The 23,968-nt window shown below is 65.7% G+C and carries 23 protein-coding genes; 9 read left to right on the forward strand and 14 right to left on the reverse strand.

The window, feature by feature from the left end; all coding sequences use genetic code 11:
• Window positions 1-3 precede the first annotated feature (3 nt).
• From GNZ21_RS15930 to GNZ21_RS08135, 5 genes are all read left to right on the forward strand, one after another.
• A complete protein-coding gene (locus GNZ21_RS15930; protein ID WP_188503627.1) occupies window positions 4-519 on the forward strand; it encodes a flavin reductase family protein in 516 nt (171 codons plus the stop codon).
• Window positions 516-2,570: an acetate--CoA ligase gene (locus GNZ21_RS08120; protein WP_188503628.1), complete on the forward strand. Its 2,055-nt coding sequence runs from the start codon at window positions 516-518 to the stop codon at window positions 2,568-2,570. Before GNZ21_RS15930 ends, GNZ21_RS08120 begins: the two co-directional genes overlap by 4 nt.
• Window positions 2,567-3,862, forward strand: a complete 1,296-nt coding sequence (locus GNZ21_RS08125; protein WP_157323158.1) for an O-acetylhomoserine aminocarboxypropyltransferase/cysteine synthase family protein — start codon at window positions 2,567-2,569, stop codon at window positions 3,860-3,862. The genes GNZ21_RS08120 and GNZ21_RS08125 overlap by 4 nt, the downstream gene beginning before the upstream one ends.
• 4 nt (window positions 3,863-3,866) lie before the next feature.
• A complete protein-coding gene (locus GNZ21_RS08130) occupies window positions 3,867-4,403 on the forward strand; it encodes a CoA-binding protein (RefSeq protein ID WP_157323160.1) in 537 nt (178 codons plus the stop codon).
• A 106-nt stretch (window positions 4,404-4,509) separates the two neighbouring features.
• The gene (locus GNZ21_RS08135) at window positions 4,510-5,253 is read left to right on the forward strand and encodes a hypothetical protein (protein WP_157323162.1); all 744 of its coding nucleotides are present in this window, start codon (window positions 4,510-4,512) and stop codon (window positions 5,251-5,253) included.
• A 34-nt stretch (window positions 5,254-5,287) separates the two neighbouring features.
• Here GNZ21_RS08135 and GNZ21_RS08140 read toward each other — a convergent pair whose 3' ends face one another.
• Window positions 5,288-6,574, reverse strand: a complete 1,287-nt coding sequence (locus GNZ21_RS08140) for an adenylosuccinate synthase (RefSeq protein ID WP_157323164.1) — start codon at window positions 6,572-6,574, stop codon at window positions 5,288-5,290.
• 128 nt (window positions 6,575-6,702) lie between these two features.
• Here GNZ21_RS08140 and GNZ21_RS08145 point away from each other — a divergent pair, with 128 nt between their 5' ends.
• Together GNZ21_RS08145 and GNZ21_RS08150 are read left to right on the forward strand one after the other, a co-directional pair.
• Entirely contained in the window at window positions 6,703-6,843 is a 141-nt protein-coding gene (locus tag GNZ21_RS08145; RefSeq protein WP_157323166.1) for a hypothetical protein, read from the forward strand.
• 298 nt (window positions 6,844-7,141) lie between these two features.
• Window positions 7,142-8,302 carry a hypothetical protein gene (locus tag GNZ21_RS08150; protein WP_157323168.1) on the forward strand — a complete coding sequence of 387 codons (1,161 nt, stop codon included), beginning with the start codon at window positions 7,142-7,144 and terminating at the stop codon, window positions 8,300-8,302.
• On the opposite strand, the gene GNZ21_RS08155 is transcribed toward GNZ21_RS08150, so the two are convergent.
• From GNZ21_RS08155 to GNZ21_RS08205, 11 genes are all read right to left on the reverse strand, one after another.
• On the reverse strand, window positions 8,299-8,943 hold the full coding sequence (locus GNZ21_RS08155; protein ID WP_188503629.1) for a thymidine kinase: 645 nt from the start codon (window positions 8,941-8,943) through the stop codon (window positions 8,299-8,301). The two genes, GNZ21_RS08150 and GNZ21_RS08155, sit on opposite strands and share 4 nt — an antisense overlap.
• Before the next feature lie 12 nt (window positions 8,944-8,955).
• Entirely contained in the window at window positions 8,956-9,381 is a 426-nt protein-coding gene (locus GNZ21_RS08160) for a DUF3151 domain-containing protein (protein ID WP_157323170.1), read from the reverse strand.
• A gap of 77 nt (window positions 9,382-9,458) precedes the next feature.
• Window positions 9,459-10,628, reverse strand: coding sequence for a phosphonate ABC transporter, permease protein PhnE (phnE, locus tag GNZ21_RS08165; protein WP_229659486.1), 1,170 nt, complete (start codon window positions 10,626-10,628; stop codon window positions 9,459-9,461).
• Window positions 10,625-11,698 carry a PhnE/PtxC family ABC transporter permease gene (locus GNZ21_RS16180; RefSeq protein ID WP_157323172.1) on the reverse strand — a complete coding sequence of 358 codons (1,074 nt, stop codon included), beginning with the start codon at window positions 11,696-11,698 and terminating at the stop codon, window positions 10,625-10,627. The genes phnE and GNZ21_RS16180 overlap by 4 nt, the downstream gene beginning before the upstream one ends.
• 1 nt (window position 11,699) lies before the next feature.
• The gene (gene phnC, locus GNZ21_RS08175; RefSeq protein WP_157323174.1) at window positions 11,700-12,557 is read right to left on the reverse strand and encodes a phosphonate ABC transporter ATP-binding protein; all 858 of its coding nucleotides are present in this window, start codon (window positions 12,555-12,557) and stop codon (window positions 11,700-11,702) included.
• 113 nt (window positions 12,558-12,670) lie between these two features.
• On the reverse strand, window positions 12,671-13,780 hold the full coding sequence (locus GNZ21_RS08180; RefSeq protein WP_157323176.1) for a PhnD/SsuA/transferrin family substrate-binding protein: 1,110 nt from the start codon (window positions 13,778-13,780) through the stop codon (window positions 12,671-12,673).
• A gap of 202 nt (window positions 13,781-13,982) precedes the next feature.
• Entirely contained in the window at window positions 13,983-14,807 is an 825-nt protein-coding gene (locus tag GNZ21_RS08185; RefSeq protein WP_157323178.1) for an HAD family hydrolase, read from the reverse strand.
• 32 nt (window positions 14,808-14,839) lie between these two features.
• On the reverse strand, window positions 14,840-15,862 hold the full coding sequence (gene fbaA / locus GNZ21_RS08190; protein WP_188503630.1) for a class II fructose-bisphosphate aldolase: 1,023 nt from the start codon (window positions 15,860-15,862) through the stop codon (window positions 14,840-14,842).
• A gap of 114 nt (window positions 15,863-15,976) precedes the next feature.
• Window positions 15,977-16,993 (reverse strand): universal stress protein, encoded by a 1,017-nt coding sequence (locus GNZ21_RS08195; protein ID WP_157323180.1) that lies wholly within the window; start codon window positions 16,991-16,993, stop codon window positions 15,977-15,979.
• A gap of 222 nt (window positions 16,994-17,215) precedes the next feature.
• A complete protein-coding gene (locus GNZ21_RS08200) occupies window positions 17,216-17,527 on the reverse strand; it encodes an AzlD domain-containing protein (RefSeq protein WP_157323182.1) in 312 nt (103 codons plus the stop codon).
• Window positions 17,524-18,255 carry an AzlC family ABC transporter permease gene (locus tag GNZ21_RS08205; protein ID WP_308805459.1) on the reverse strand — a complete coding sequence of 244 codons (732 nt, stop codon included), beginning with the start codon at window positions 18,253-18,255 and terminating at the stop codon, window positions 17,524-17,526. Before GNZ21_RS08205 ends, GNZ21_RS08200 begins: the two co-directional genes overlap by 4 nt.
• 63 nt (window positions 18,256-18,318) lie before the next feature.
• Between GNZ21_RS08205 and GNZ21_RS08210 the strand changes: the two genes are divergently transcribed.
• The gene (locus GNZ21_RS08210; RefSeq protein WP_157323184.1) at window positions 18,319-18,771 is read left to right on the forward strand and encodes an Lrp/AsnC family transcriptional regulator; all 453 of its coding nucleotides are present in this window, start codon (window positions 18,319-18,321) and stop codon (window positions 18,769-18,771) included.
• Between the two features lie 35 nt (window positions 18,772-18,806).
• Here the strand turns inward: GNZ21_RS08210 and GNZ21_RS08215 are convergent, their stop codons facing one another.
• A complete protein-coding gene (locus GNZ21_RS08215) occupies window positions 18,807-19,442 on the reverse strand; it encodes a TrmH family RNA methyltransferase (protein WP_229659487.1) in 636 nt (211 codons plus the stop codon).
• 28 nt (window positions 19,443-19,470) lie between these two features.
• Window positions 19,471-20,172 (reverse strand): hypothetical protein, encoded by a 702-nt coding sequence (locus tag GNZ21_RS08220; RefSeq protein ID WP_157323186.1) that lies wholly within the window; start codon window positions 20,170-20,172, stop codon window positions 19,471-19,473.
• Between the two features lie 324 nt (window positions 20,173-20,496).
• On the opposite strand from GNZ21_RS08220, the gene GNZ21_RS08225 reads away from it, so the two are divergent.
• Entirely contained in the window at window positions 20,497-23,940 is a 3,444-nt protein-coding gene (locus GNZ21_RS08225) for a pyruvate carboxylase (protein ID WP_157323246.1), read from the forward strand.
• The last annotated feature ends 28 nt before the right edge of the window (window positions 23,941-23,968 follow it).

Here is a 23,968-nt window from a genome sequence, read left to right on the forward strand (position 1 = left end):
ACCATGAGCCTGTCCGCCGCCACCCTGGCCCAGCCGCAGACCCCGGCCGACCCGCTGGCCCTGCGCGCCGCCTTCGCCCAGTTCCCGCAGGGCGTGGTGGTCCTCGGCGCTGAGATCGACGGTGCCCCGGAGGGCCTGGTGGCCTCCACCTTCACCGTGGGGGTCTCCCTGGACCCGCCGCTGGTCAGCTTCGCGGTCCAGCACACCTCCAGCACCTGGCCGCGGCTGCGCCGGGCGCCCCAGCTGGGCGTCTCAGTGCTCGGCGAGGAGCAGCAGGGTCTGTGCCGCCAGATCGCCGCCAAGGACCGTTCGCAGCGGTTCGCCGGAGTGGAGTACAGCACCGACGACGCCGGGGCGCTGGCCATTGCCCACAGCCCGCTTCACCTGCGCACCCGCCTCTACAACCAGTTCCCCGCCGGCGACCACGATGTGGTGCTGCTGGAGGTCCTGGACCTGACCGTGGACGAGGCCCGCCCCGGCCTGGTCTTCCACCAGAGCACCTTCAAGCCGCTGCCGTGACCGCCGATGTGCACCGCTGGGCCGAGCCCAGCATCGAGGAGGAGCGGCTGCGCTTCTGGGAGCGCGCCGCCGGGCTGCTGAGCTGGCAGACCCGGTGGCACACCGCCCACAGCTGGACCCCGCCGGACCCGGAGCGTCGGCGCGGCCCGGAGATCCGCTGGTTCGAGGGCGGGCGGCTCAACGCCGCGGTCAACTGTGCCGACCGGCATGTGGCCGCCGGACACGGGGAGAAGGCCGCACTGCACTTCGAGGGCGAGCCCGGGGACCGGGAGACGGTCAGCTATGCCGAACTGGCCCGCCGGGTGGCCCAGGCCGCCAATGCGCTGGACTCGTTGGGGATCACCGCCGGCGACCGGGTGGTGATCTACCTTCCGGTGCTGGTGGAGACCATTGTGATCACCCTGGCCTGCGCCCGGATCGGCGCGGTGCACCAGCTGGTCTTCGGCGGGTTCTCCGCCGAGGCGCTGCGCTTCCGGGTGGCGGACACCGGAGCGAAGCTGCTGGTCACCACCGACGGTCAGTACCGCCGGGGCACGGCGGTTCCGGTGAAGGAGAATGCTGACGCAGCCGTGCAGGGCCTGACCCCTGCTGAGGGCGGCAACCTCGAGCATGTGCTGGTGATCCGGCGCACCGGCTCCCAGATCCCCTGGAACAGCGAGGATCTCAACGGTGACGGTCGGGGCCGCGACCTGTGGTGGCACGAGCTGGTGGAGACCGCTTCTGCTGAGCATGAGCCGAAGTTCTTCGACGCCGAATCCCCCCTGTTCATTATGTACACCTCCGGCACCACGGGTAAGCCCAAAGGGCTGGTGCACACCACCGGGGGCTACCTCACCGCCGGACTGTACAGCTACCTGCGGCTCTTCGCCCACCCGGACCCGGACAGGCGCGAGCACGATGTGCACTGGTGCACCGCGGACCTGGCCTGGGTGACCGCGCACACCTACGAGATCTACGGCCCCCTGGCGGCCGGGGCCACCCAGGTAATTTACGAAGGGGTACCGAAAGTGCCGCACCCGGGGCGGCATTTTGAGATCATCGCCCGCCACCGGGTCACCAGCTACTACACCGCCCCCACCCTAGTGCGCTCACTGATGGGCTGGTTCCCCGGCGGGGTGCCGACCGAGTACGACCTCAGCTCGGTGCGGATCGCCGGGACCGTGGGCGAGGCGGTCAACCCGGAGGCCGCCAGCTGGCTGCGCAGCCAGATCGGCCGCGATACCCGGGACGCGCAGAACCGCCCCGTGCTGCCGCTGGTGGACACCTGGTGGCAGTCCGAGTCGGGCTCCGCCGTGCTCTCCCCCAGGCCCGAGCGTGACCCGGCACGGTTCAAGCCGGGCTCAGTGGCCTCTCCGCTGCCCGGCTGGGATGCCGGCGTCGTCGACGATTCCGGGCGCCCCACGGACCCGGGGGTGCAGGGCAATGTGGTGATCACCCGGCCGGGGCCCTCCATGGCGCGCACCGTCTGGGGGAACCCGGAGCGGTTCTACACCAGCTACTGGGAGAAGTACGCCCACGCCGAGGGCGGCCGCGGCTGGTTCCTGGCCGGGGACGCTGGGCAGTGCGACGCCGAGGGGGACATCTGGATCCTGGGCCGGATCGATGACGCGATCAACGTCTCCGGGCATCTGCTCTCCACCATTGAGATTGAATCTGCCCTAGTCAGCCACCCGGATGTGGTCGAGGCCGGGGTCGCCCCGGTCCATAACGCCACCACCGGGCATGCGGTCGCCGCCTTCGTGGTGCTCAGCACCTCCGCCTGGCAGCGGCTGGAGGAAGACCCCGCGGCCGGGCCGGAGCTGCTCAGCCGGCTGCGCTCCCATGTGGCGGAGGTGATCGGCCCGGTGGCAAAGCCGCGCACCGTGATCCCGGTGCCTGAGGTGCCCAAGACCCGCTCGGGCAAGATCATGCGCCGGCTGCTCACCCAGCTGCACGACGGCCATCCCCTGGGCGACACCACCAGCCTGCAGAACGAACCCTGTGTGCCGAGGATCCAGCAGATCTGCCAGACTCTGGGCACAGCACCCGTGAAGGAGAACGCACCGCAATGACCACTGACCGGATATTCGGATTCCGCACCCGGGCCCTGCACGCCGGGGCTGTCCCCGATGCCACCTACGGCACCCGGGCGGTGCCGATCCACCAGTCCACCTCCTTCGTGTTCAAGGACACCGAGGACGCCGCCAATCTCTTCGCGCTGCAGAAGTTCGGCAATATCTACTCCCGGATCGGCAACCCCACAGTGGCGGCCCTGGAGGAGCGGATCGCCTCCTTGGAGGGCGGCATCGGGGCAGTGGCCACCGCCTCCGGGATGAGCGCGGAGTTCCTGGTCTTCGCCGCGTTGTGCCAGCAGGGCGATCATATTGTGGCCAGCTCCAAGCTCTACGGCGGCACCGTGACCCAGCTGGACGTCTCGCTGCGCCGCTTCGGGATCGAGACCACGTTCGTGAACTCCGACGAGGCCGCGGACTTCAAGGAGGCGCTGCAGGAGAACACCAAGCTGATCTTCACCGAGGTGGTCTCCAATCCGGCCAGTGACATTGTGGACCTGCCCGGGCTGGCTGAGGTCGCCCATGCCCACGGCATACCGCTGGTGGTCGACTCCACGCTGACCACTCCGTTCCTCTTCCGCCCGCTGGAGCATGGGGCGGATATCGTGACTCATTCGGTGACCAAGTTCCTGGGCGGGCACGGCACCACCCTGGGCGGCGTCGTCGTCGAGTCCGGGAAGTTCCCCTGGGACAACGGCAAGTTCCCGCAGATGACAGAGCATGTGGCCTCCTATGGTGGCCTGAGCTGGTGGGGCAATTTCGGAGAGTACGGGTTCCTCACCAAACTGCGCGCCGAACAGCTGCGCGACTTCGGCCCCTCGCTGACCCCGCAGGCGGCCTTCCAGCTGATCCAGGGCATCGAGACCCTGCCGCAGCGGATGACCGAGCATGTGGCCAATGCGCAGAAGGTGGCCGAATGGTTGGAGGCCGATCCCCGGGTGGACTATGTCAACTTCTCCGGCCTGCCCAGCCACCGGCACTACGCCCGGGCGCAGCAGCTGCTGCGGGCCGGAGTCAGCCCCGTGTTCAGCTTCGGGATCGCCGGCGGGAGGGCCAACGGTGTGAAGTTCATCGAGTCCCTGCAGCTGGCCAGCCACCTGGCCAATGTGGGCGATGCCCGGACTCTGATCCTGCACCCGGCCTCCACCACTCATCAGCAGCTGAATGCTGAGCAGCTGCTGGCTGCCGGAGTGCCTGATGATCTGATCAGGATTTCGGTGGGCTTGGAAGATGTTGAAGACATTATCTGGGACCTGGACCAGGCCCTGGAGACTGCCACCGAGGGAGAGTGAAACGATGACGACGACGCCCGCACCCGCTTCTGAGACCACTGGGACCACAACAGCCTGGCAGGAGCCCGGCCCGGCCCGGCGGCTGCAGCTGCTGCGCAGCGCAGAATCTGTGGCCATCATCGGGATGAGTGATAAACCCTCCCGTGCCAGCTACTTCGTGGCCACCTATCTGAAGTCCGACTCCAGCTACCGGCAGTACTTCGTCAACCCCCGACTGGTGGGCAGGACGGTGCTGGGCGAGCCGGGTTACGCCTCCTTGGCCGATCTGCCGGAGGCCCCGGATATCGTGGTGGCTTTCCGCAAGCCGGCTGACCTGCCGGATCTGGCCCGGGAGGCGGCCGAGGTGGGCGCCAAGACCCTGTGGGTGCAGCTGGGCATCCACTCGGAGGAGGCCATGGAGGTGGCTACCGAGCTGGGACTCAATGCGGTGCAGAACCGGTGCATCAAGATTGAGCACGGCCGGTTCCATGGCAACCTGCACCTGGGCGGTTTCGACACCGGGGTGATCTCCGCCAAACGTCAGCTGCGAGACTCTGTCTAGGGGCCTGCTCCCAGCCGACACCACCGCCGAGGTCATATTCAGGTCTTCTCCAGGTTCTCGGGAATGATAGGAGGGGAACGGAAACGACACTTCAGAAGGCGGACTCATGACAACCTCCCACAGCACACGCGGCCTTGCAGCGCTGCTGAGCGTCGGCGCACTCACCCTTACCCTGGCCGCCTGCGGCGATGACGATGACCGCACCCCCGGCCAGCTCGGCCAGGAGCCCGCCGCGGAGAATGAGCCGGCCGAAGAGCCTGAGACTGAACAGGAGGATGACGCCGAGGAGCCGGAAGAGCCCGAAGCGGACACTGAGCCCGAGGAGCCGGCGCAGGAGGATCCGCTTGACGACGAGGAGGATGTCGAGGACGAGGACGATGATCCTCTTCCGGGTGCCGACTCAGATTTGGAGTTGGACCAGGAGATCGTCTGCGACATGCTCGATACCAGCCACCTCGATGACCTCGCCGGAGGAGACCATTCCTTCACAACTGACCCGGAGACCGCCTTCTCCGGCACCTATTACTGCCGCTGGGAGTCCGAGGACTACAGCGGGGACATGCAGGAGGCTGACTACTACGGGGGCCTCCTGCTCGATGCCTCAGTGACCCCCGGTGATGATTTGGTCAGCGCCGAGGAGTACTTCGAGATGCACCGCGACTCGACTACCTTCTCCGTCACTGAGCTGGACGGCATCGGCGTGGAGGCCTACATGGTGGAGGATCTTGGCTCCATCTATGTGCTGTTCGAGGACGACCACTACCTGTACTTCCAGGGCGTAGGCGACTTCTGGGATGACCACGCCCTGGACCTGGCGGAGGAGTTCGCCGAGAACTGGGAGAACAAGTGACTTTGTCACCGCCCAGCGCCGGGGTGGGGGCGGCTCAGGAAATCAGGTCGCGAACCTGGATCACCTGGTCGCGGCCCGGCCCCACCCCGATCGCGGAGAAGGGGGCACCGGAGAGCTCCTCCAGGGCAAGCACATAGGCGCGGGCGTTCTCCGGAAGGTCCTCAAGACTGCGGCAGCCGGTGATGTCCTCCTCCCAGCCGGGGAAGGTCTCATAGACTGGCACGGCGTGGTGGAACTCGGTCTGGGTCACCGGCATCTGGTGATGCAGGGTGCCGTCCACGTCGTATCCCACGCAGACGGGGATCTCCTCGATTCCGGTGAGCACATCCAGCTTGGTGAGGAAGTAGTCGGTGAAGCCGTTGATCCTGGCGGCATAGCGGGCCATCACTGCGTCGTACCAGCCGCAGCGCCGGGGCCGGCCGGTGTTCACGCCGAACTCTCCGCCGGTCTTCTGCAGGTACTCGCCCCATTTGTCCTCAAGCTCGGTGGGGAAGGGCCCGGCACCCACACGGGTGGTGTAGGCCTTGACGATCCCGATAGAGCGGGTGATCCGGGTGGGCCCTATCCCTGATCCCACTGAGGCCCCGCCGGCGGTGGGGTTGGAGGAGGTGACAAAGGGGTAGGTGCCGTGGTCCACGTCCAGGTAGGTGGCCTGGCCGCCCTCCATAAGCACGACCTTGCCCTCATCCAGGGCCTCGTTGAGCAGAAGGGTGGAGTCCACCACCATAGGCCGCAGCCGCTCACAGAAGCTCAGGAAGTACTCGGCGATCTCCTCCACGGTGATCGCCCGCCGGTTGTAGAGCTTGACCAGCAGCTCGTTCTTCTGCCGCAGTGCGCCCTCGATCTTCTGCCGCAGGATGGACTCGTCGAAGATGTCCTGGACCCGAATGCCCAGGCGCCCCACCTTGTCCATATATGTGGGGCCGATCCCGCGCCCGGTGGTGCCGATGGCACGCTTGCCCAGGAAACGCTCGGTGACCTTGTCCATGGTCTGGTGGTAGGGAGCCACCAGATGCGCATTCGCACTGACCCGCAGCCTGGAGGTATCCGCACCGCGGGCCTCGAGCCCGTCGATCTCCTCGAAAAGGGCCTCAAGGTTCACCACCACGCCGTTGCCAATCACCGGAGTGGCATTGGGTGAGAGGATTCCCGCCGGCAGCAGCTTCAGCTCAAACTTCTCACCGCCCACCACCACGGTATGACCGGCGTTATTGCCGCCATTGGGCTTGACCACATAGTCGACTCGGGAGCCGAGCAGGTCTGTGGCTTTGCCTTTGCCCTCGTCGCCCCATTGGGCGCCGACAATCACAATGGCTGGCATATGGTGTCCTCTCATGCGGTCAAAGGCCGGCTCTGAGTCTATCAACGCAGCAGTCCAGCTAGCGTTGAGGCACTCTGACTAGGGTGAACAGCGAATGTGGATACGCAGCACAGCAGAAGGAGTACATGATGGCACAGCGCATCCCCGGCGCGGCACTGCGCCACGCCCCCAAAATTCTCGCCCCCAAGGCGTACGCCGGCTACTATGCGCTCACCCGCGGCACTCGTCTCGCCCGCCGTGTGCTGGGCCGGAAGCGGGGCCCTAAATGAGTCTCAGCGGAGCACGCACGGTCACCGACTTTGAGTCCTCCGTCAACGCCGTCCGGGCGGTTTCAGCCTTCCTGAAAGGCTCCGGGCACCCGGCCATGGGCACCGGTCCCAGCTCCACCCTGCTGGCCAAGATCGCAGCCCTACCTCCACGCTCAGTGCGGGAGAAGCTCTACGAGATCGCCGGCGGCACCGATGCGCTCCCAGAGAAGAAACTGCCCGCCATCGACGTGGATGCCATCGACCGCTGGGTGGTCAAAGAGTACGACGACGCCGCCTCACCCGTCAGACCTACCCGGCAGTGCTCACCGGCGCAGTCTCCGGGGCTGCCTTCTTCCTGGCCGCCGCACTGGGCGTGCCATTCCTGCCGCAGACCACCCTGGTCTCGGTGCGCGACGGTGAGACCCGCCCTGACGACATCACCGGGGCGATGCGCCGCTGGGCGCCCGCCGCCCGGCAGATCGCAGCCAATAACCCGCGGGTGGGCGTCTATCACATGCACGACCCGGCCCAGGATCGGCCGATGATGGCCCAGTCCGCCTTCTTCCGGCTCAAGCGCAAGGCGTTGGGGCCGGTCTACGAGCAGTTCCTCCGAGATCGGTTGGACCCGGGCGGGGTGATCATCACCCTGGACTCCACCCGAACCTGGCGCTCCACCCAGACCCGGGAGCGCAGCCTATTCCAGTTCGGCTGCCTGGGCGGCATTCCGGAGGAGGAGTACAACTCCGGCAGCCCGCGAATCTCGGCCTTCCTCAAAGCTCAGGGCTCGGAGCACACCACATGGCAGGCACCTGACCCAACTGACCGCACACCGGACGGGGAATGGGGGTTCGACCCTGGATTCGGCCAGGATGTGGACCGTCTGGCAGATGAGGCGGGGTGGCGTCGTCGTACCCTGTACCAGAATGAACCCCAGGACTCCTCTGCATTCATCGCCGAGCTCTACCGCCACTGGTACCGCCAGCTCGGCTGGCCGGACACCCGCCTGTTGGTGCAGACCTATTACCACTTGGATCCCTGGTACACCTTAGCTACCGGCTCAGTGCCGTTCTGGAACCGGTTTCATATGCAGCCCAGCTTCGAACAGCTCGCCGAGTACCTGACCGTCGCGGACCCCTACGATGAGGTGCTGATCAGCCTGTTCTCCCACGGGCTTGACTCCCCTGGGCTGGTGGAGGTGCCCGAGTGGGAACAGCTGGCGCGCTCCTCGGCCCGCCGCCGGGGTGAGGTGATCGGCGTGGATAAGCAGGCCTATCCTGCTGACACCGGGGCGGCCTTCCGGTACCAGGAGGCCTTCAAGGAACTGGGTCCGCACCGTGAGCTGCCGAATCCGCTCACTGTGGAGGATGTGGACGCTTTCGCCCGCCAGTACGGGATAGCGCAGAAACCAGCTGAACTGCCCGAGCACACCGACGACGTCACTGGTGAGGGCATCAGAAACCCGGTCGCCTGGGTGGGTTAGCCGAGCCTGCCTCCACTGGCTTCGAGGTAGCAGGCGGCGCACAGCGACTGGTACCAGACATCGGCACCGTCGATGGCTACCTGGTCGCCGTCGAAAAGGATGGACTCACCTTGCCGCCGGGTGTTGAACACTGCTTTGCGGCCGCAGTGGCAGATGGTCTTCAGCTCCTCCAAGGAGTGGGCGAGATCCATCAGCCTGGCTGAGCCGGGAAAGGCCCTGGTGCGGAAGTCGGTACGGATGCCATAGGCCAGCACCGGAACATCGTCCAGGACTGCGATGCGCAGCAGGTCATCCACCTGCTGCGGGGTGAGGAACTGGGCCTCGTCGATGAGTAGGCAGGAGACCGGCTTGACCTCGGTGGATCCGGTGGTGTTCTCCAGATTCTCCAGCAGGGTTCCGGCGGGATCGGCCGTGGCCTGTCTGCGGAAGAGCTCACGCAGGGAGGAGCCGGGCGGAATGAGGAAATCCACGCTGCGGGTGACACCGAGCCGGGAGATGATCTGGTCATCGCCTTTGGTATCCACTGCAGGTTTGGCCAGCAGCACACGCTGGCTGCGCTCCTCATAGTTGAACGCGGCCTGCAGCAATCCGGTGGACTTGCCGGAGTTCATGGCTCCGTAGCGGAAGTAGAGCTTTGCCACGGTGGGATACGGTCAGCCCCTCAGGCTGCGGATCTGTTCGGCGGCGGTGGGGTCCGAGTCGTTGAGCAGTTTGCCGATGCGGTCCACCTCGTTGATCTCACCGATGGCTGCAGCAGCCTGGCCCAGGGCGGCCAGGGCCCGCAGGAATCCCCGGTTGGGCTCGTGGCTCCACGGAACCGGCCCCTGTCCGCGCCAGCCGTTGGCGCGCAGGGCGTCCAGGCCCCGGTGATAGCCCACCCGGGCGTAGGCATAACCCTCCACGGTGTAGCCGGCGTCCAGGGCCTCCTCCGCCAACAGGGCCCAAACCAGGGAGCAGGTGGGGTGCTTGGCGGCCAGGTCCACCGGCTCCTCGCCGGCGGCCAGGGACTCGACGACCTCCGGCTCAGCAGGCAGCAGCGTCGGTTCAGGCTCCATCAGGTTCTTGCCGATCACACTCATGGCACCAAGCTTATCCCGGTGAGGCCCCGAGCCAAGCCCGCAACCGGCCAACTCACGGTGTATCCCGCCGCCGGCACCTACACCGGAACGGCCGCGGCCTTGGGATCCGCGCCGTTGTTCTTCCTGCGCTTCTTCTGCCGGACAGTCTTGCCATGAATCACCCGGTGGCGGACGAATCCGGAGATCTGGTCGACCACGATGGTGATGGCAATGATCACGAACAGGGTGATGCCGATCTCATCCCAGGGGTAGGGGCTGCGCCCGAACAGTCCGTTGGGCGGGCTGATCAGACGGCCGATACCGCCGGCACCGAGAGCACCGAGGATGGCTGAGGCGCGGATGTTGACTTCGAACCGGTAGAGCCAGATGGCCAGCACCTCGGGCAGCACCTGAGGCAGCACAGCCCAGCGGATGAGCTGCAGGTGGCTGGCCCCTGAGGCGCGGGAGGCTTCCAGCGGGCCGGCGTCGACCCCTTCGATGGCCTCGGAGATCAGTTTTGACAGCGTGCCGATGGAGCTGATGCCCAGGGCGAAGGCACCGGCCATCGCACCGCCCATATGTGCCGGGCCCACACCCATCAGAGGGATGAAGATCGCCACCGCGAACACAATCTCGGGCACCGCGCGGATGACTGAGAGGATGAAGCGCATCGGGATGTAGATGGCCAGCGGAGTCATATTCCGCGCTGCCAGAATGCCGCAGGGAAGGGAGAAGAGTGCGCCCACGATGGTGCCGACCCAGGCGATCGCCACCGATTCCAGCATGGCTTCGAAGGCACTGTCCCAGACTCCGCGGACTTCCTCGTCGGCTGGGTTCTGGAAGACACCTGCCGCCATCTGGGTGCTGAAATCCCAGATCCGGGCCGGCATCTCCAGGAAGGCACTCAGGGTCATCCCGGTACCCGCTGCGGAGGCGAAGAACAGGACAGCCACGCTGATCAGCGCCATGTTGTACCAGAACTTGGCGGGCTTGACCGGGCGCATGTCCAGGCGGTCCGGGCTGTAACCGTCCTTACCGTCATCGATGCGTTCCTGGGCCTCAGCACGCTGCTTTCCGGTTGCCATATAGGCCAGGCCGTAGACGGCCAGTGCTGCGGCCACCACGGCGGCGCTGATCGAGGCACCGAGCATCATGCGGCTGAAGACATCTGAGGACTCTGCCGCCGGGGAGTAGGTCAGCAGGAAGCACAGCGCTGCGACCAGCACTGCCCCGACGAGGGCGGCAGAGATTTTATAGCCGTGAGTCACAGCAGTTTCCTCCGGATCCACATGGAGAGCAGGTCGACCAGGAGCACCACGAGCACCAGGGCCCACAGGATCGCTCCGACATTGTCGTAGCCCTGGGACATGCGCCCGATCTGGCGGGAGAGCTCCCCGCCGATACCGGCTACCCCGACCACACCGAGGGCGGCGGAGGCCCGGATGTTCAGCTCAAAGACATAGAGGGAGTAGGAGACGAAGCTCGGCATCACGGCCGGCAGCACTGCCACCCGGTCTCGCTGGATGAGGTTGGCACCTGCGGCGTCGGCGGCCTCCAGCGGACCCAGGTTCACCGCGTCAATGGATTCACCCAGTAGTTTGGCCACAATTCCGATATTGAACATGATCAGGGCCAGCACCGCCGCCAAGGCTCCGAACCCGTAGGCCGTGCTGCCGATGAAGGCGGCGAAGAGCAGGGCCCAGGCCACATCCGGAATGGAGCGGACCACCGAGTTGATGGCCTTCATGGTCTGGCTGGTGCCCTTGTTGAAGCTGGAGACCGGTGAGGCGAGCATGGCCAGCAGCAGGCCGATGAAGCAGCCCACGATCGTTGCCACCACGGCCATGCACAGGGTGATCAGCCATTCCCCCCAGATGGGCCGGGAGGTGCCTGCCACATTGCTGAACAGCAGGTATCCCCAGTCCGGGCTGAAGTAGCCGGCCAGCTGGTCACGGGTGTTTCCGGTGGTCAGCCTGGAGGGCACCTCTGTGACCCGGTCCAGGAAGTAGATGTTGGAGCCTGCCCAGTAGCTGAGGACCACCACGCTCAGACCGCCGAAGGCAGCCATCGGACCAGTGCGGGTGAACCAGCAGAAGGCCACCACGGCCAGCATCACCAGGAAGCCGATCAGCGGCCACTGCGGCGCCCAGAGGGTGGTGAAGCCCAGCGGCAAAAAGAGCACTGAGGTGTCCTCACGGGTCCACCAGAAGAAGGCGAAGGCCGCGGCGGCCACGCCCACCAGAAGCAGGTAGTTCTGCAGCGGGGGCTTGGGCGGCTCCGGGCGCTTCACCGGCGCCGGGGCGGCAGTAGAGGAGGAACGTTCAGCCACTGCTGTCACGTCAGGGCTTCCTGTCCGGCTCAGCGGATGCAGCAGCTCCCTCGAGGGTCCCCTCGTCGGAGTCCTCCGACAAGTCCTCCAGGCTGACCGGGACGTTGACGGTGGCGATATCCTCAGCGGTCAGGGAACGCTGGTAGACCTCCTCGATCACCGCGTCAGTAGCCTCCTCCGTAGGACCGTCGAAGACCACTTTTCCGGCGCGCATGCCGATGATCCGGTCAGCGTAGTCCCGCGCAAGGTCCAGGTGGTGCATATTGACGATGCAGGTGATGCCGAGATCCTGCTGGATGCGGCGCAGATCGCCGAGCACCTTGCGCGCAGTGGGAGGGTCCAAGGAGGCCACCGGCTCATCGGCCAGGATCACCTCCGGGTCCTGGGCCAGGACCCGGGCAATGGCCACCCGCTGCTGCTGGCCGCCGGAGAGGGCCGAGGCTCGGTTGTAGGCTTTGTCCACGATACCTACCCGCTCCAGGGACTGGAAGGCCACTTCCTTGTCCTCTGCGCCGTACCAGCCGATCAGGGAGCGCCAGGTGGGGGTGACCGCAGAGCGGCCGATCAGCACATTGTTGAGAACGCTGATGCGCCCGACATTGTTGAACTGCTGGAAAATCATGCCCACCTTGGAACGCAGCTTCCGCAGTTTGGACTTATTCCTGGGGTCCACCAGAGTCTCACCGACCGTGAGCGCTCCGTCGGTGTAGGGGACCAGACCATTGACGGCCCGGATGAGGGTGGACTTACCAGCCCCGGAGAGTCCGATAATGGCCACGAACTCGCCCTTGCTGATATTCAGGTTGATATTGTCCAGGCCTTTGAACCCGTTGGGGTAGACCACATCGACGTTCTCAAACGTAATCAATTAATTGTCACTTTCAGCAGGCCGGGGTGCAGGCTCAGCACCGTTCAGGTGGCTGTGCCTGCACCCCGGATAGCGCATCTGGAATGGCTCAAGCTGACTTCGGAGTCAGTCGATCACTCGTCGCCGAAGTTGTGGTACACGGAGCGGGCCAGATCGAGTGCCCCGAGGTCAGCGGGGACCAGACCCTCGATTTCGTAGACGACGTAGAGCGGGTCACCCTCGGTGCCCTCGTCCTCGTCAGCAACCTCAACCTCGCTGCCGAAGCTCAGCCACGCATCGGTCAGGGTCTGCAGTTCCTCGTCGGTGAACTCGGAGGAGGCTACGATGCCGTCGTTCGGGATCGGGCCGGCCCAGGCGAAGACCACCAGCTCCTCCTCAGCACCCTCCACATCGCTGCGGGCGTCGGCGAAGGAGGTGCCGATGCTGAAGTCACCGTTGTAGACAGCCTGCACGGCAGCATCGTGACCGCCGGCGAACTGCTGATCCACCTCGATGCCGAGCTCGCCAAGCTGGGTCTGCGGGAAGTAGAAGCCGGAGGCGGAGCCCTCCTCGACGTAGGCCACTGCGGTGCCGTCCTCGATCAGCTCCAGTGCGGACTCGCCCAGCGGGCCGGGCTCGGAGTCGGGAGTGATGCCGTTGCAGAACAGGGCACCATCGATCTCCTCGACGTCACCCTCGATGCAGTAGGTGTCAGGGTCATTGGTGAACCACTGGGTCACGTAGAACTCGGAGCCTCGGCGCACAGCCTGCAGGATCGGAGTAGCGTCAGCCTCCTCCTCAGCCTGGATCAGGCCGATCGGGCCGGACATCACCAACTGCACGTCACCGGACTGCATACCCTGGATCACGGCCAGGTAGCTGTCAGCAACGAAGATCTCGACCGGGAACCCGCCCAGCGCATCGGAGAGCTGACCTGCCAGCTCGTCGGCTGCCTCTTCCTCAGTCTCCGGGGCGTCGCTGGAGGGGACCAGTCCGATGGTGATGGAGTCGACAGAGGTGATCTCACCGTCTGCCTCACCGGCCTCGGCGTCGTCCTCCCCGCCCTCTTCGACCTCGTCCTCATCGGCGTCGTCTTCGCCGCCGTTGTCAGTCTCCTCGACCTCGGAGGTATCGTCGTCGTCCTCCTCATCGCCGGTGACGTCCTCCTCGTCGCCGGCACAGGCGGCCAGAGTCAGGGTCAGAACAGATGCCAGCGCGAAGGCCGACTTGGTGTTCATACGCATATTGGGAACTTCCTTAAGTCCAATCAAAGTGCAGGTGCGGTTGCTGATCGGAGACTGGTTGGCCCCCGCCCAACTTCTCCCGCAGGCCAGAAACCCGCGAGTCTGGCATTTACTCTAAGCGGGCCGCGAACCTGGCCACAACCTGAGAGCACCCAGTTCGCCAAGCTGTCACCTATTGTTAACGTTTCACCCCTGGCCGGGGTTAACTAAACTGCGTCCAGCCTGACCAGCGCCGGATGAGGGGGGTCGCTTCGGCAAAGCTGCGCACCCGGTGGGCAGGCTCTCCCAATCCGGTGCCGAATCGATCGATGAGGATGGTCTCGCCGCCGAGCTCATCGACATGAGCGAGGTCATTGGCCCAGATATCGCCCACCGAGAGAATGCTCTGCTCCGGCGCCGAGGCTGAGACAGCCTGCCGCGCCCGCTGCACCGCTGCCGGCATTCCGAAGGGTTTCTGCGCGGAGTTGATCACTTCGTCGAAGCTGCCCTGTAGGCCCAACGCCTGCAGCCACACCCCGAACCCCTCCTCCGGGGAGTTCGTCACCAGCACGATGGCGCACCGGCACCCTCGCAGCTCCTCCAGCAGCTCGACCGCGCCCTCGGGTGCGTGCAGGTCGGTGTGCTGCAGACCGCGGCCCACCAGCTCGCGGCGGGCAGCGCGGAAGGCATGGCCGGCGTCCTCGTTGCTGAGTCCTGCTTGGACGGCCAGCAGCTGGACCAGCTGGTAGCCGTCCTGCAGCGGCCAGGATGTGGGATGCGCCTTAGCGGCGCTGGTCCCTGAAGGGGTCACCCCATCACGCTCGTAACTTGCCGCGAGAGGCACCCCGGCGTCGTCGTACTCTATTTCCTCCACCAGGAGTGTGTCCTGCGCGAATGCTTCAGTGACGATCGCGGTTACCGGGTGCGGCAGCGCATCATGCAGTCCCTTCAGCTGCAGCGCGGAGTCCACAGTGCGGGCATAGGCGAGCACGGGGTCATCACCCAGGCACAGGGTGCCGTCGAAGTCCAACAGGAGGAGCTTGTTCAAGCTGTTCCTCTGGTGAGGCTGCCGGCCCGGCTTCAGCCGATGCTCTTCCCGGCACTGCCCAGCTGCTGGGCGGCCTCAACAACACGGGCGGCCATGTTCTCCTCGGCGGCCTTGCCCCAGACGCGGGGGTCATAGGTCTTCTTATTGCCGACCTCGCCGTCCACTTTGAGCACGCCGTTGTAGTTGGTGAACATGTGCCCGGCCACCGGACGGGTGAAGGCGTACTGGGTGTCGGTGTCGATGTTCATCTTGATCACCCCGTAGCTGACGGCATCGGCGATCTCCTGCTCCGTGGAGCCGGACCCGCCGTGGAACACCAGGTCGAAAGGGTTGTCCTTGCCGTATTTTGCGGAGGTCTGTTCCTGAATGTCCTTGAGTATCTCCGGGCGCAGCTTGACGTTGCCGGGCTTGTAGACCCCGTGCACATTGCCGAAGGTCAGCGCGGTGATGTACCGGCCCTTCTCCCCCAGTCCCAGGGCCTCCAGGGTGGCCACGGCGTCCTCGACGGTGGTGTAGAGCTTCTCGTTGATCTCGTTCTCCACGCCGTCCTCCTCACCGCCCACAGTGCCGATCTCCACCTCGAGGATCTGCTTGGCGGCGGCGGTGCGGGGCAGCAGCTCCGCGGCGATGCGCAGGTTCTCCTCCAGTGTCTCGGCCGAGCCGTCCCACATATGGGAGTTGAAGATGGGGTCGCGGCCGGCCTTGACCTCTGCCTCGGAGACCTCCAGCAGCGGCAGCACGAACCCGTCCAGCTTGTCCTTGGGGCAGTGGTCGGTATGCAGGGCGATGTTGACCCCGTAGTTCTTGGCGACCTCCTTGGCGAAGATGGCAAAGCCCTTGGCGCCGGCCACCATATCCTTCACAGATGAGCCGGACCAGTAGGCGGCACCGCCGGTGGAGACCTGGATGATGCCGTCGGACTCGGCGTCGGCGAAGCCCCTGATGGCGGCGTTGAGCGTCTGAGAGCTGGTGACGTTCACAGCGGGGAATGCGTAGCCGCCAGACTTGGCGGCGTCGATCATCTGGTTGTACTTCTCCGGTGTTGCAATGGCCACGGAAGTGCTCCTTTTGCGGTGTGGGAATGTCGGGGCGGCGTCGTGTGACCATCCTAACGACGACGCCGCCTCCTCACTACATGCGGGATTCTTCCCTGGGCTGCCGGGAAGGGCTCACCAGCCGACCGGCTGGTCCTCCAGGCGGGGGTCCTCCAGCTTGGGCACCACCATCACCGGGCCCTCTGCGTTGTAGAGGACGTTGCGGGAGACCGAGCCGAGCAGGGCGGAGGCCACTCCGCCGCGGCCGCGGGTTCCGACTACGGTCAGCTGAGAGGTACGGCTGGCGGCAGTCAGCAGCCCGGTGGGCTCACCGACCTCCACCGTCTCCTCGATGGTCAGCTCCGGGAAGTGCCGGCTGATCCACTCGGCCTCAGCGCTGAGCGTCCTGCTCAGCTCCCGCTTGCGGATCTCGCCGACCTCGGCTCCGCGCGGGGCCAGCTCCGGGTACCAGAGCAGCGCGCCGTCGATGGGCGGCAGGGCCACGATCAGCCGCAGCGCCACCCCGCGGTCGGTAGCTGCTTGGGCAGCCTGCAGTGCGGCGATGCGTGACTCCTCCGAGCCGTCGATGCCCACCGCCACCGGCTGTTCGGAGACGGTGGGGGCAAAACGCTCAGGACCCTCAGCCTCAGGCAGCCGATAGTGCCGGGGCACCACCACAGTGGGAGCTTTGGCATGGGCGGGAAGAGCGCTGGCCACGGAGCCGAGCAGGCGACCGAGGAAACCGCCGCGGCCACGAGCTCCGACCACTACCAGTCTCGCCTGTTCAGAAAGCTCAACCAGCACACCTGCGGCATCGCCCCCTTCGGCACGGTAGCTGACCTGCCCGGGGTAGTCCTTGAGGTATTCACGGGCCCCATCCAGGGTGCCTTCGGTCATCTGCTTCTTGATCCGAGCCTCGTCCATATCCGGCAGCGACGCCAGAGTGCTGTAGACCCCGACCGGCACGGTGTAGGCGCTGACCACCGTCAGCGGCGCGTCCAGCCGTTGCGCCGCGCGGGCCGCATAGTGCAGGGCAAGCGTGGCGTGCTGAGAACCGTCAAAGCCAACTAGCACACCCAGTGCGCGGTTCTCACTGGAATAGGGGATGGAGCCCTGAGGGGCAGGAACCTGAGTACGAACGTCCTTGGTCATAGCTTCCCAATCCGGGGGTCCCAACACCATTGGATGACGACGACTCTGACCCCCTATATCAATGGAACCGTCCTCGTCAGTTCTCAGTTTACCCCCTTTTTCTACAAGATGTAGAAATCGCCAGAAGTTTTTTCGAAAATCGTAGGGCTGTTCCCGGAACCGTAGGCGGATAACCCTACGGAAAGGGAACAGCCCTACGATTAATGGGCTACGGGTGCTTGGCTATGGCAGACCCAGCAGCCGGAGTCCGGCGGCTGCGGCCGCCCCAGCGATGACCACCACAATGAACGGCGCGCGCAGCATCAGGGCGATAGCGGCGGCAGCCAGTGCCCCGAGCCGGGCATCAAAGCTGATACCCCCGTCCCCTGAGAAGGTGTTCATGGCCACCAGCGCGGCCAGCAGCGCCACGGTCACAGTCCCGGAAATGCGGGTGACCAGCGGATGGTCCAACCAACGTCCAGGCACCAGGTACCCGATGAGCTTGGTGGCATAGGCTGCCGCACAGGCCAGCAGCACCCAGGTCCAGAGGCTCATACTGCACCTCCTTCCGGGCTGCGGCTGCGTTCCCGGCCCTGCGAGATCACGCCCCAGCCCACGGCCACGGCGGCGGCCAGCACTATCGGGATTCCCGGTGGGACCGCCGGCACCGCCAGCACGGTGACCAGGGCCACCAGCACCGCCAGGGCCCATGGTTCCCTGGAGCGCAGCCTGGGCCAGAGCAGAGCGAGGAAGACAGCAACCACCGCGCCGTCCAGGCCCAAGGCCTCAGGCTCCGTGATGTAGTCACCCAGCAGCGCACCGAAGATGGTGGCCAGGTTCCAGCCGATATAGACTCCGATCCCGGTGACCCAGAACCCCCGGTGCTGCTCGGCCGGGGCCTCCTGGGCGGTGGCCACCGCCATGGACTCATCAATGGTGACCTGCGCGGCAGTGTACTTCTTCCAACCCCGGGGGTTGAGCAGGGCCTTGAGTTGGACGGCATAGACGCTGTTGCGCACGCCTACCAACGTGGCACCGGCCACTGCAGCAGCCGGCGCTCCTCCTGAGGCCAGCACTCCGATGAAGGCGAACTGGGAACCGCCGGTGAACATCAGGGCGCTCAGCGCCACGGTCTGCCAGAAGCTCAGCCCCGAGGCAACAGCGAGGGCCCCGAAAGAGATTCCGAACAGGGACACTGCCAGGGTGATGGACAACCCCATTTTGGTGGCTGGGGTGAACTTCGGTGATCTCCGGGAGCCGGCGTCGTCGTAGGTCTTGCTCACAGCGCAATATTAGTGAAATATTGGGCGAAGTGTATTGCCAGATCACCCCATGAAAGGCCCCACATGCGCAATGATTATGTGATTGATGACCTTGATCGAGCGATCATTGCTGAACTGTCCGAAGATGCTCGGCTGAGCAACACTGAGCTGGCCAGGCGGGTGGGGCTCACCCCGGCTCCCTGCCTGCGCCGGGTGCAGCGACTGGAACGCACAGGGGTGATCGAGGGCTATCACGCCGCGCTGAACCCCAAGGCCGCCGGGCGCGGCTTCGAGGTGATTGTGGCCATCGATATTGCGGTGAACAACAGCGTGACCATTGAGGATTTCGAATCCGCGGTGGTGCAGGTGCCTGAGGTGACCGAAGTGCGGCGCATGTTCGGGCAGCCCGACTACTTCCTCCGGGTGCAGGTGGCTGACGGTGAGGCCTATGAGGCCCTGGCCATCGGCACCATCTCGCAGCTGCCGGCCGTCAACCGCCTACTCTCCCACCAGACGATGCGCCGGCTTAAGGGGTAGGGGACCCTCGGCCCCTGCTGCGGTGGTGCTAGCTTTCAGACCTGGGTGTGCTGGCGGATCCAGGCATGCATCGCGATCCCTGCGGCAACACCGGCATTGATGCTGCGGGTGGAGCCGAACTGGGCGATCGACAGGGTAGCCTCAGCCGCCTGCCGCACCTGCTCACTCAGCCCGGGGCCCTCCTGGCCGAACACCAGGACACAGTTCCGCGGCAGGTCATAGGTCTCCAGTGGCACTGAGTCTGGGAACAGATCAACACCCAGGACGACGACGCCCGCCGTGCCTGCCCAGCCCAGGAACTCCTCGACTGAGGCGTGGTGGCGGATGTGCTGGTACTTATCGGTCACCATCGCCCCGCGACGGTTCCACCGCTTCTTACCGATGATGTGCACCTCTTTGGCCAGGAATGCATTGGCGGTGCGCACCACAGTTCCGATGTTGAAGTCGTGCTGCCAGTTCTCGATCGCCACGTGGAAACCGTGCCGCCGCGTGTCCAGATCCGCCACAATCGCAGCGTGGCTCCAGTATCGGTACTTATCCACCACATTGCGCCGGTCCCCCTGGGCCAGCAGCTCAGGGTCGTAGTGGTCACCCTCGGGCCACGGCCCTTCCCACGGGCCTACCCCCACCTCTCGTTCAGCGCCCCAGGGGGCAGTCGCCTCAGACTCCACCCGGCAAGCCTACGCCGCAGCGCCAGGTTCACGCTCCGAAACCGGCACCGACCATCTCGCGGAGAATGCCGTAGAACATCCACACCAGCAGCTGCAGCACGGCTCCGGCACGCAGAAAGGACATCACCAGACTGGCCAGGCAGACCCACAGAGCTGCTGTGGCGAGCTTCCTGAGCCGATGATTCGTGGCCCGCCCGGCGATTCCAAGCACTATGCCCGGGACAGTCCACGCCACCATCAGCAGGTCAATGGGTACGGCTGCAGCCAGCCCCCACTGCTCCATCCAGGCTTCCTCCTGAAGGTGGAGGTCTCCGATCCCCAGCAAAAGGTAGAGGGCGGCCGCAGCGCAGACCGCCGCACCTACTGTCAGGGCCGTTGCCAGTCCGCCGGTGACTAGGGCTCCAACGCGGCTGGAGATGTTCAAGAAACGCAGCCCCCTCGAACTGAGGCGGCCCTTCCGGCTCTTGCGAATCAGCACCAATGCCAAGGTCACGCTCGCCAAGAACGGAACCGTATGGAGCACCAGGCGGATCAGCAGTCCCAGGACATCCACCCAGACCGGATTTACTGAATAGCCGCCCTCTGCGATGTGCCTCAGGTCAATGGCCACCGCCTCAGTGACGGCAGCTGCTCTGGGTGCCGTCAGCAGGGCAACCACAATGGCAGCGATGATCCAGAACCGCAGACTGCGCCGCTGCGACTCTCCGGCCTCGATGGTATCTACGGACATGGCCGGACCTATCGCTGGATCCTGCTGCCGTTCTGAGCTGACCGAGCAGCAGGCGGCAGCGTGAATGCGCGTGGAATCAAGGCCGGAGTTCCCCCTCAGGTATCTGATGTCGAGACACAGGTGACCGCTGCTGAATCAGGGCACCAGTGTCACCTTATCGCGGCCTTTGCTCAGCACCGCCGCGGGCAGCCGAGCAGCACCCAATGGGGAGATTACGGAGATGACAGCAGTTGCACGGAGGAAATCCTGGGGCAGGTAATGTTGTCCCCGGTCACCACAATGGGGTGGTGGCTCTTTAGGCGAGCCTCAGGAAGGCAATGAATGATGTTTGCAAAGATTCTGGTGGCCAATCGCGGCGAGATCGCGATCCGGGCCCTGCGCGCCGGTGTGGAGCTGGGCGCGCGCACCGTGGCCGTGTATCCCCATGAGGACCGGAACTCCCTGCACCGGCAGAAGGCGGATGAGTCCTACCGGATCGGCCAGGAGGGGCACCCGGTCCGCGCCTACCTGGATGTGGAGGAGATCATCCGGGTGGCCCAGCATGCTGGAACCGAGGCGATCTACCCCGGCTACGGCTTCCTCTCCGAGAACCCTGACCTGGCTCGGGCAGCCGAGCAGGCCGGTATCGCTTTTGTGGGCCCGCCGGCCGATGTATTGGAGTCCACCGGGGACAAGGTCAAGGCTCTTCGGGCCGCCAAGGCGGCCGGCATCCCGGTGCTGGAGAGCTCCGAACCCTCCCAGGATGTGGCGGAGCTGACAGCAGAGGCTGAGCGGATCGGATTCCCGGTCTTTGTCAAAGCTGTGGCCGGCGGCGGCGGACGCGGTATGCGCCGGGTGGAGCGCCGCGAGGACCTGGCCGAGGCCTTGAAGGCTGCGATGAATGAGGCCGATACCGCCTTCGGCAATGCCACAGTGTTCATTGAGCAGGCGGTGATCCGGCCCCGGCACATCGAGGTGCAGATTCTGGCCGATGCCCAGGGCAATGTGGTGCACCTGTTTGAACGCGACTGTTCGCTGCAGCGCCGCCACCAGAAGGTGGTGGAGATTGCCCCGGCTCCCAATCTGGATGAGGAAGTTCGCCAGGCCCTGCACCGTGACGCGGTGGCCTTCGCCCAAGCGATGCAGTACCGCAATGCCGGCACCGTGGAGTTCCTGCTGGAGACTGCCGGCGAGCGCGCCGGCCAGCACGTATTCATCGAGATGAACCCGCGCATCCAGGTGGAGCACACGGTGACGGAGGAGATCACCGATGTGGACCTGGTGGCCTCCCAGATGCGGATCGCCGCCGGGGCCACCCTGGAGGATCTGGGCATCGCCCAGGACCAGCTGAGGGTGCGCGGCTCGGCTATGCAGTGCCGGATCACCACTGAGGACCCCAGCAACGGATTCCGCCCTGATGTAGGTACCATCACCGCCTACCGCTCCGCCGGTGGGTCCGGCATCCGGCTTGACGGCGGCACGGCATACACCGGGGCTGAGATCAGCCCGCATTTCGACTCCATGCTGGTCAAACTCACCTGCCGCGGCCGTGACTACCTCACCGCGGTCTCCCGGGCCCGGCGCGCCCTGGCCGAGTTCCGCATCCGCGGGGTGGCCACCAATATTCCGTTCCTGCTCAATGTGCTCAGCTCCGAGGAGTTCCTTGAGGGTGACGTCGCCACTGACTTCATCGATAAGCACCCCGAGCTGGCCCGGGCCAATAAGTCCCAGGACCGCGGCTCAAAAGCCCTGCAGTACCTGGCCGATATCACCGTCAACCAGCCGCATGGGCCCCGGGTGGAGGGAATCGATCCGCGGGATAAGCTGCCCAGATTCCCCGGGGATAAGCGCGATGAGCCGGACCGCTCCCCCTTCGATGGCCCCTCCGAGCAGCCCAAACCGCCGGGCTGGCGGGATCTGCTGCTGGCGCAGGGTCCCGAAGCCTTCGCCAAGCGGCTGCGGCAGAGCACAGCCCTGGCGGTCACCGACACCACCTTCCGCGACGCCCACCAATCGCTGCTGGCCACCCGGGTGCGCACCCGGGACCTGCTGGCCGCAGCCCCGGCGGTGGCCCATGTGACCCCGGGGCTGTTCTCCGCCGAGGTCTGGGGCGGGGCCACCTACGATGTGGCCCTGCGGTTCCTCTCCGAGGACCCCTGGGAACGGTTGGCCGCCCTGCGCGCCGAGATGCCCAACATTCCACTGCAGATGCTGCTGCGCGGGCGCAACACCGTGGGCTACACCCCCTATCCGCTGCAGGTCACCCAGGCTTTCGTGGAAGAGGCCGCGGCCACCGGGGTGGATATCTTCCGCATCTTCGATGCACTCAACGATGCGGACCAGGTCATCCCCGCCATCGAGGCAGTCCGGGCCACCGGCACCGCGGTGGCTGAGGCCGCCCTGTGCTACACCGGCAACCTGACCGATCCGGCTGAGGACCTCTACACCCTGGAGTACTACCTGAAGCTGGCCCAACGGTTCGTGGACGCCGGGGCGCATGTTCTGGCGATCAAAGACATGGCCGGGCTGCTGCGCCCGCCCGCCGCCAAGATCCTGGTCACCGCGCTGCGTGAGCGTTTCGAACTTCCGGTGCATCTGCACACCCATGACACAGCTGGCGGGCAGCTGGCCACCCTGCTGGCTGCCTCCGAGGCGGGGGTGGACGCCGTGGACGTGGCCACAGCCTCAATGGCCTCCACCACCTCTCAACCGCCGGCCTCCGCCCTGGTGGCCGCTCTGGAGAACACTGAGCGGGACACCGGACTGGGCCTGGACGCGGTGGCCTCCCTGGAGCCGTACTGGGAGATTGTGCGCGGCATCTACTCCCCATTCGAGTCCGGGCTTCCCGGGCCCACTGGCCGGGTCTACCGGCACGAGATCCCGGGCGGCCAGCTCTCCAACCTTCGCCAGCAGGCCATTGCCCTGGGGCTCGGCGAGCGTTTCGAGCAGATCGAGGACATGTACTACGCCGCCGATAAAATGCTGGGCCGGCTGGTCAAAGTCACCCCCAGCTCCAAGGTGGTGGGTGACCTGGCCCTGCAGCTGGTGGGCGCCGGCGCGGATCCATCAGAGTTCGAGGCCAATCCGCAGAGGTTCGACCTGCCCGACTCGGTGATCCAGTTCCTGGCCGGTCAGCTGGGCGACCCGCCCGGAGGCTGGCCCGAGCCCTTCCGGACCAAAGCGCTGGAGGGCCGCACCGTAAAACCGGTGGTCGAGGAACTGTCAGAGGACGACGCCGCGGCACTGTCGGCTGACTCCGCCACCCGGCGAGCCGCCCTGAACCGGCTGCTCTTCCCCGGCCCCACCAAGGACTTCGAGGCTGCCCGGGAGAACTACGGCGATATTCATGTGCTGCACACCCGCGACTACCTCTACGGACTGACCCCCGGTCATGAGCATGTGATCTCCCTCGGGAAGGGCGTGCGGCTGCTGGTGACCCTGCAGACCATCTCCGATCCTGATGAGAAGGGCATGCGCACCGTGATGTGCACGCTCAACGGTCAGGCCCGCCAGGTGCTGGTCCGGGACGAGTCCGTAGAGTCCACTGTGGCCGCCGCAGAGAAGGCGGACCCAGCTGATCCCCGCCATGTGGCCGCACCGTTCGCCGGTGCGGTCTCAGTGCAGGTGGCCCAGGGGGAGACTGTTCAGGCGGGGCAGACCGTGGCCAGTATCGAGGCGATGAAGATGGAGTCCGGGATCACTGCCCCCACCGCGGGCACCGTGGCCCGGCTGGCCGTGGAGGGCGTCCAACAGGTCGAGGGCGGGGATCTCATCCTCATCCTGGAATGAGCACCTGAGGGGGTTTTCCACAGGGGTG

It is taken from the genome of Nesterenkonia alkaliphila, from assembly GCF_009758175.1.
GTDB lineage: Bacteria > Actinomycetota > Actinomycetes > Actinomycetales > Micrococcaceae > Nesterenkonia > Nesterenkonia alkaliphila.

Bases quoted from the DNA above. Each gene is read 5' to 3' on its own strand.
- GNZ21_RS08220 (WP_157323186.1), bottom strand. From the start codon at position 20,172: ATGTCCGTAGATACCATCGAGGCCGGAGAGTCGCAGCGGCGCAGTCTG.
- GNZ21_RS08195 (WP_157323180.1), bottom strand. From the start codon at position 16,993: ATGACCAAGGACGTTCGTACTCAGGTTCCTGCCCCTCAGGGCTCCATC.
- GNZ21_RS08200 (WP_157323182.1), bottom strand. From the start codon at position 17,527: ATGAGCCTCTGGACCTGGGTGCTGCTGGCCTGTGCGGCAGCCTATGCC.
- GNZ21_RS08210 (WP_157323184.1), top strand. From the start codon at position 18,319: ATGCGCAATGATTATGTGATTGATGACCTTGATCGAGCGATCATTGCT.
- GNZ21_RS08160 (WP_157323170.1), bottom strand. From the start codon at position 9,381: ATGAGTGTGATCGGCAAGAACCTGATGGAGCCTGAACCGACGCTGCTG.
- GNZ21_RS08125 (WP_157323158.1), top strand. From the start codon at position 2,567: ATGACCACTGACCGGATATTCGGATTCCGCACCCGGGCCCTGCACGCC.
- GNZ21_RS08140 (WP_157323164.1), bottom strand. From the start codon at position 6,574: ATGCCAGCCATTGTGATTGTCGGCGCCCAATGGGGCGACGAGGGCAAA.
- GNZ21_RS08135 (WP_157323162.1), top strand. From the start codon at position 4,510: ATGACAACCTCCCACAGCACACGCGGCCTTGCAGCGCTGCTGAGCGTC.
- GNZ21_RS08130 (WP_157323160.1), top strand. From the start codon at position 3,867: ATGACGACGACGCCCGCACCCGCTTCTGAGACCACTGGGACCACAACA.
- GNZ21_RS08225 (WP_157323246.1), top strand. From the start codon at position 20,497: ATGTTTGCAAAGATTCTGGTGGCCAATCGCGGCGAGATCGCGATCCGG.
- GNZ21_RS08180 (WP_157323176.1), bottom strand. From the start codon at position 13,780: ATGCGTATGAACACCAAGTCGGCCTTCGCGCTGGCATCTGTTCTGACC.
- GNZ21_RS15930 (WP_188503627.1), top strand. From the start codon at position 4: ATGAGCCTGTCCGCCGCCACCCTGGCCCAGCCGCAGACCCCGGCCGAC.
- GNZ21_RS08145 (WP_157323166.1), top strand. From the start codon at position 6,703: ATGGCACAGCGCATCCCCGGCGCGGCACTGCGCCACGCCCCCAAAATT.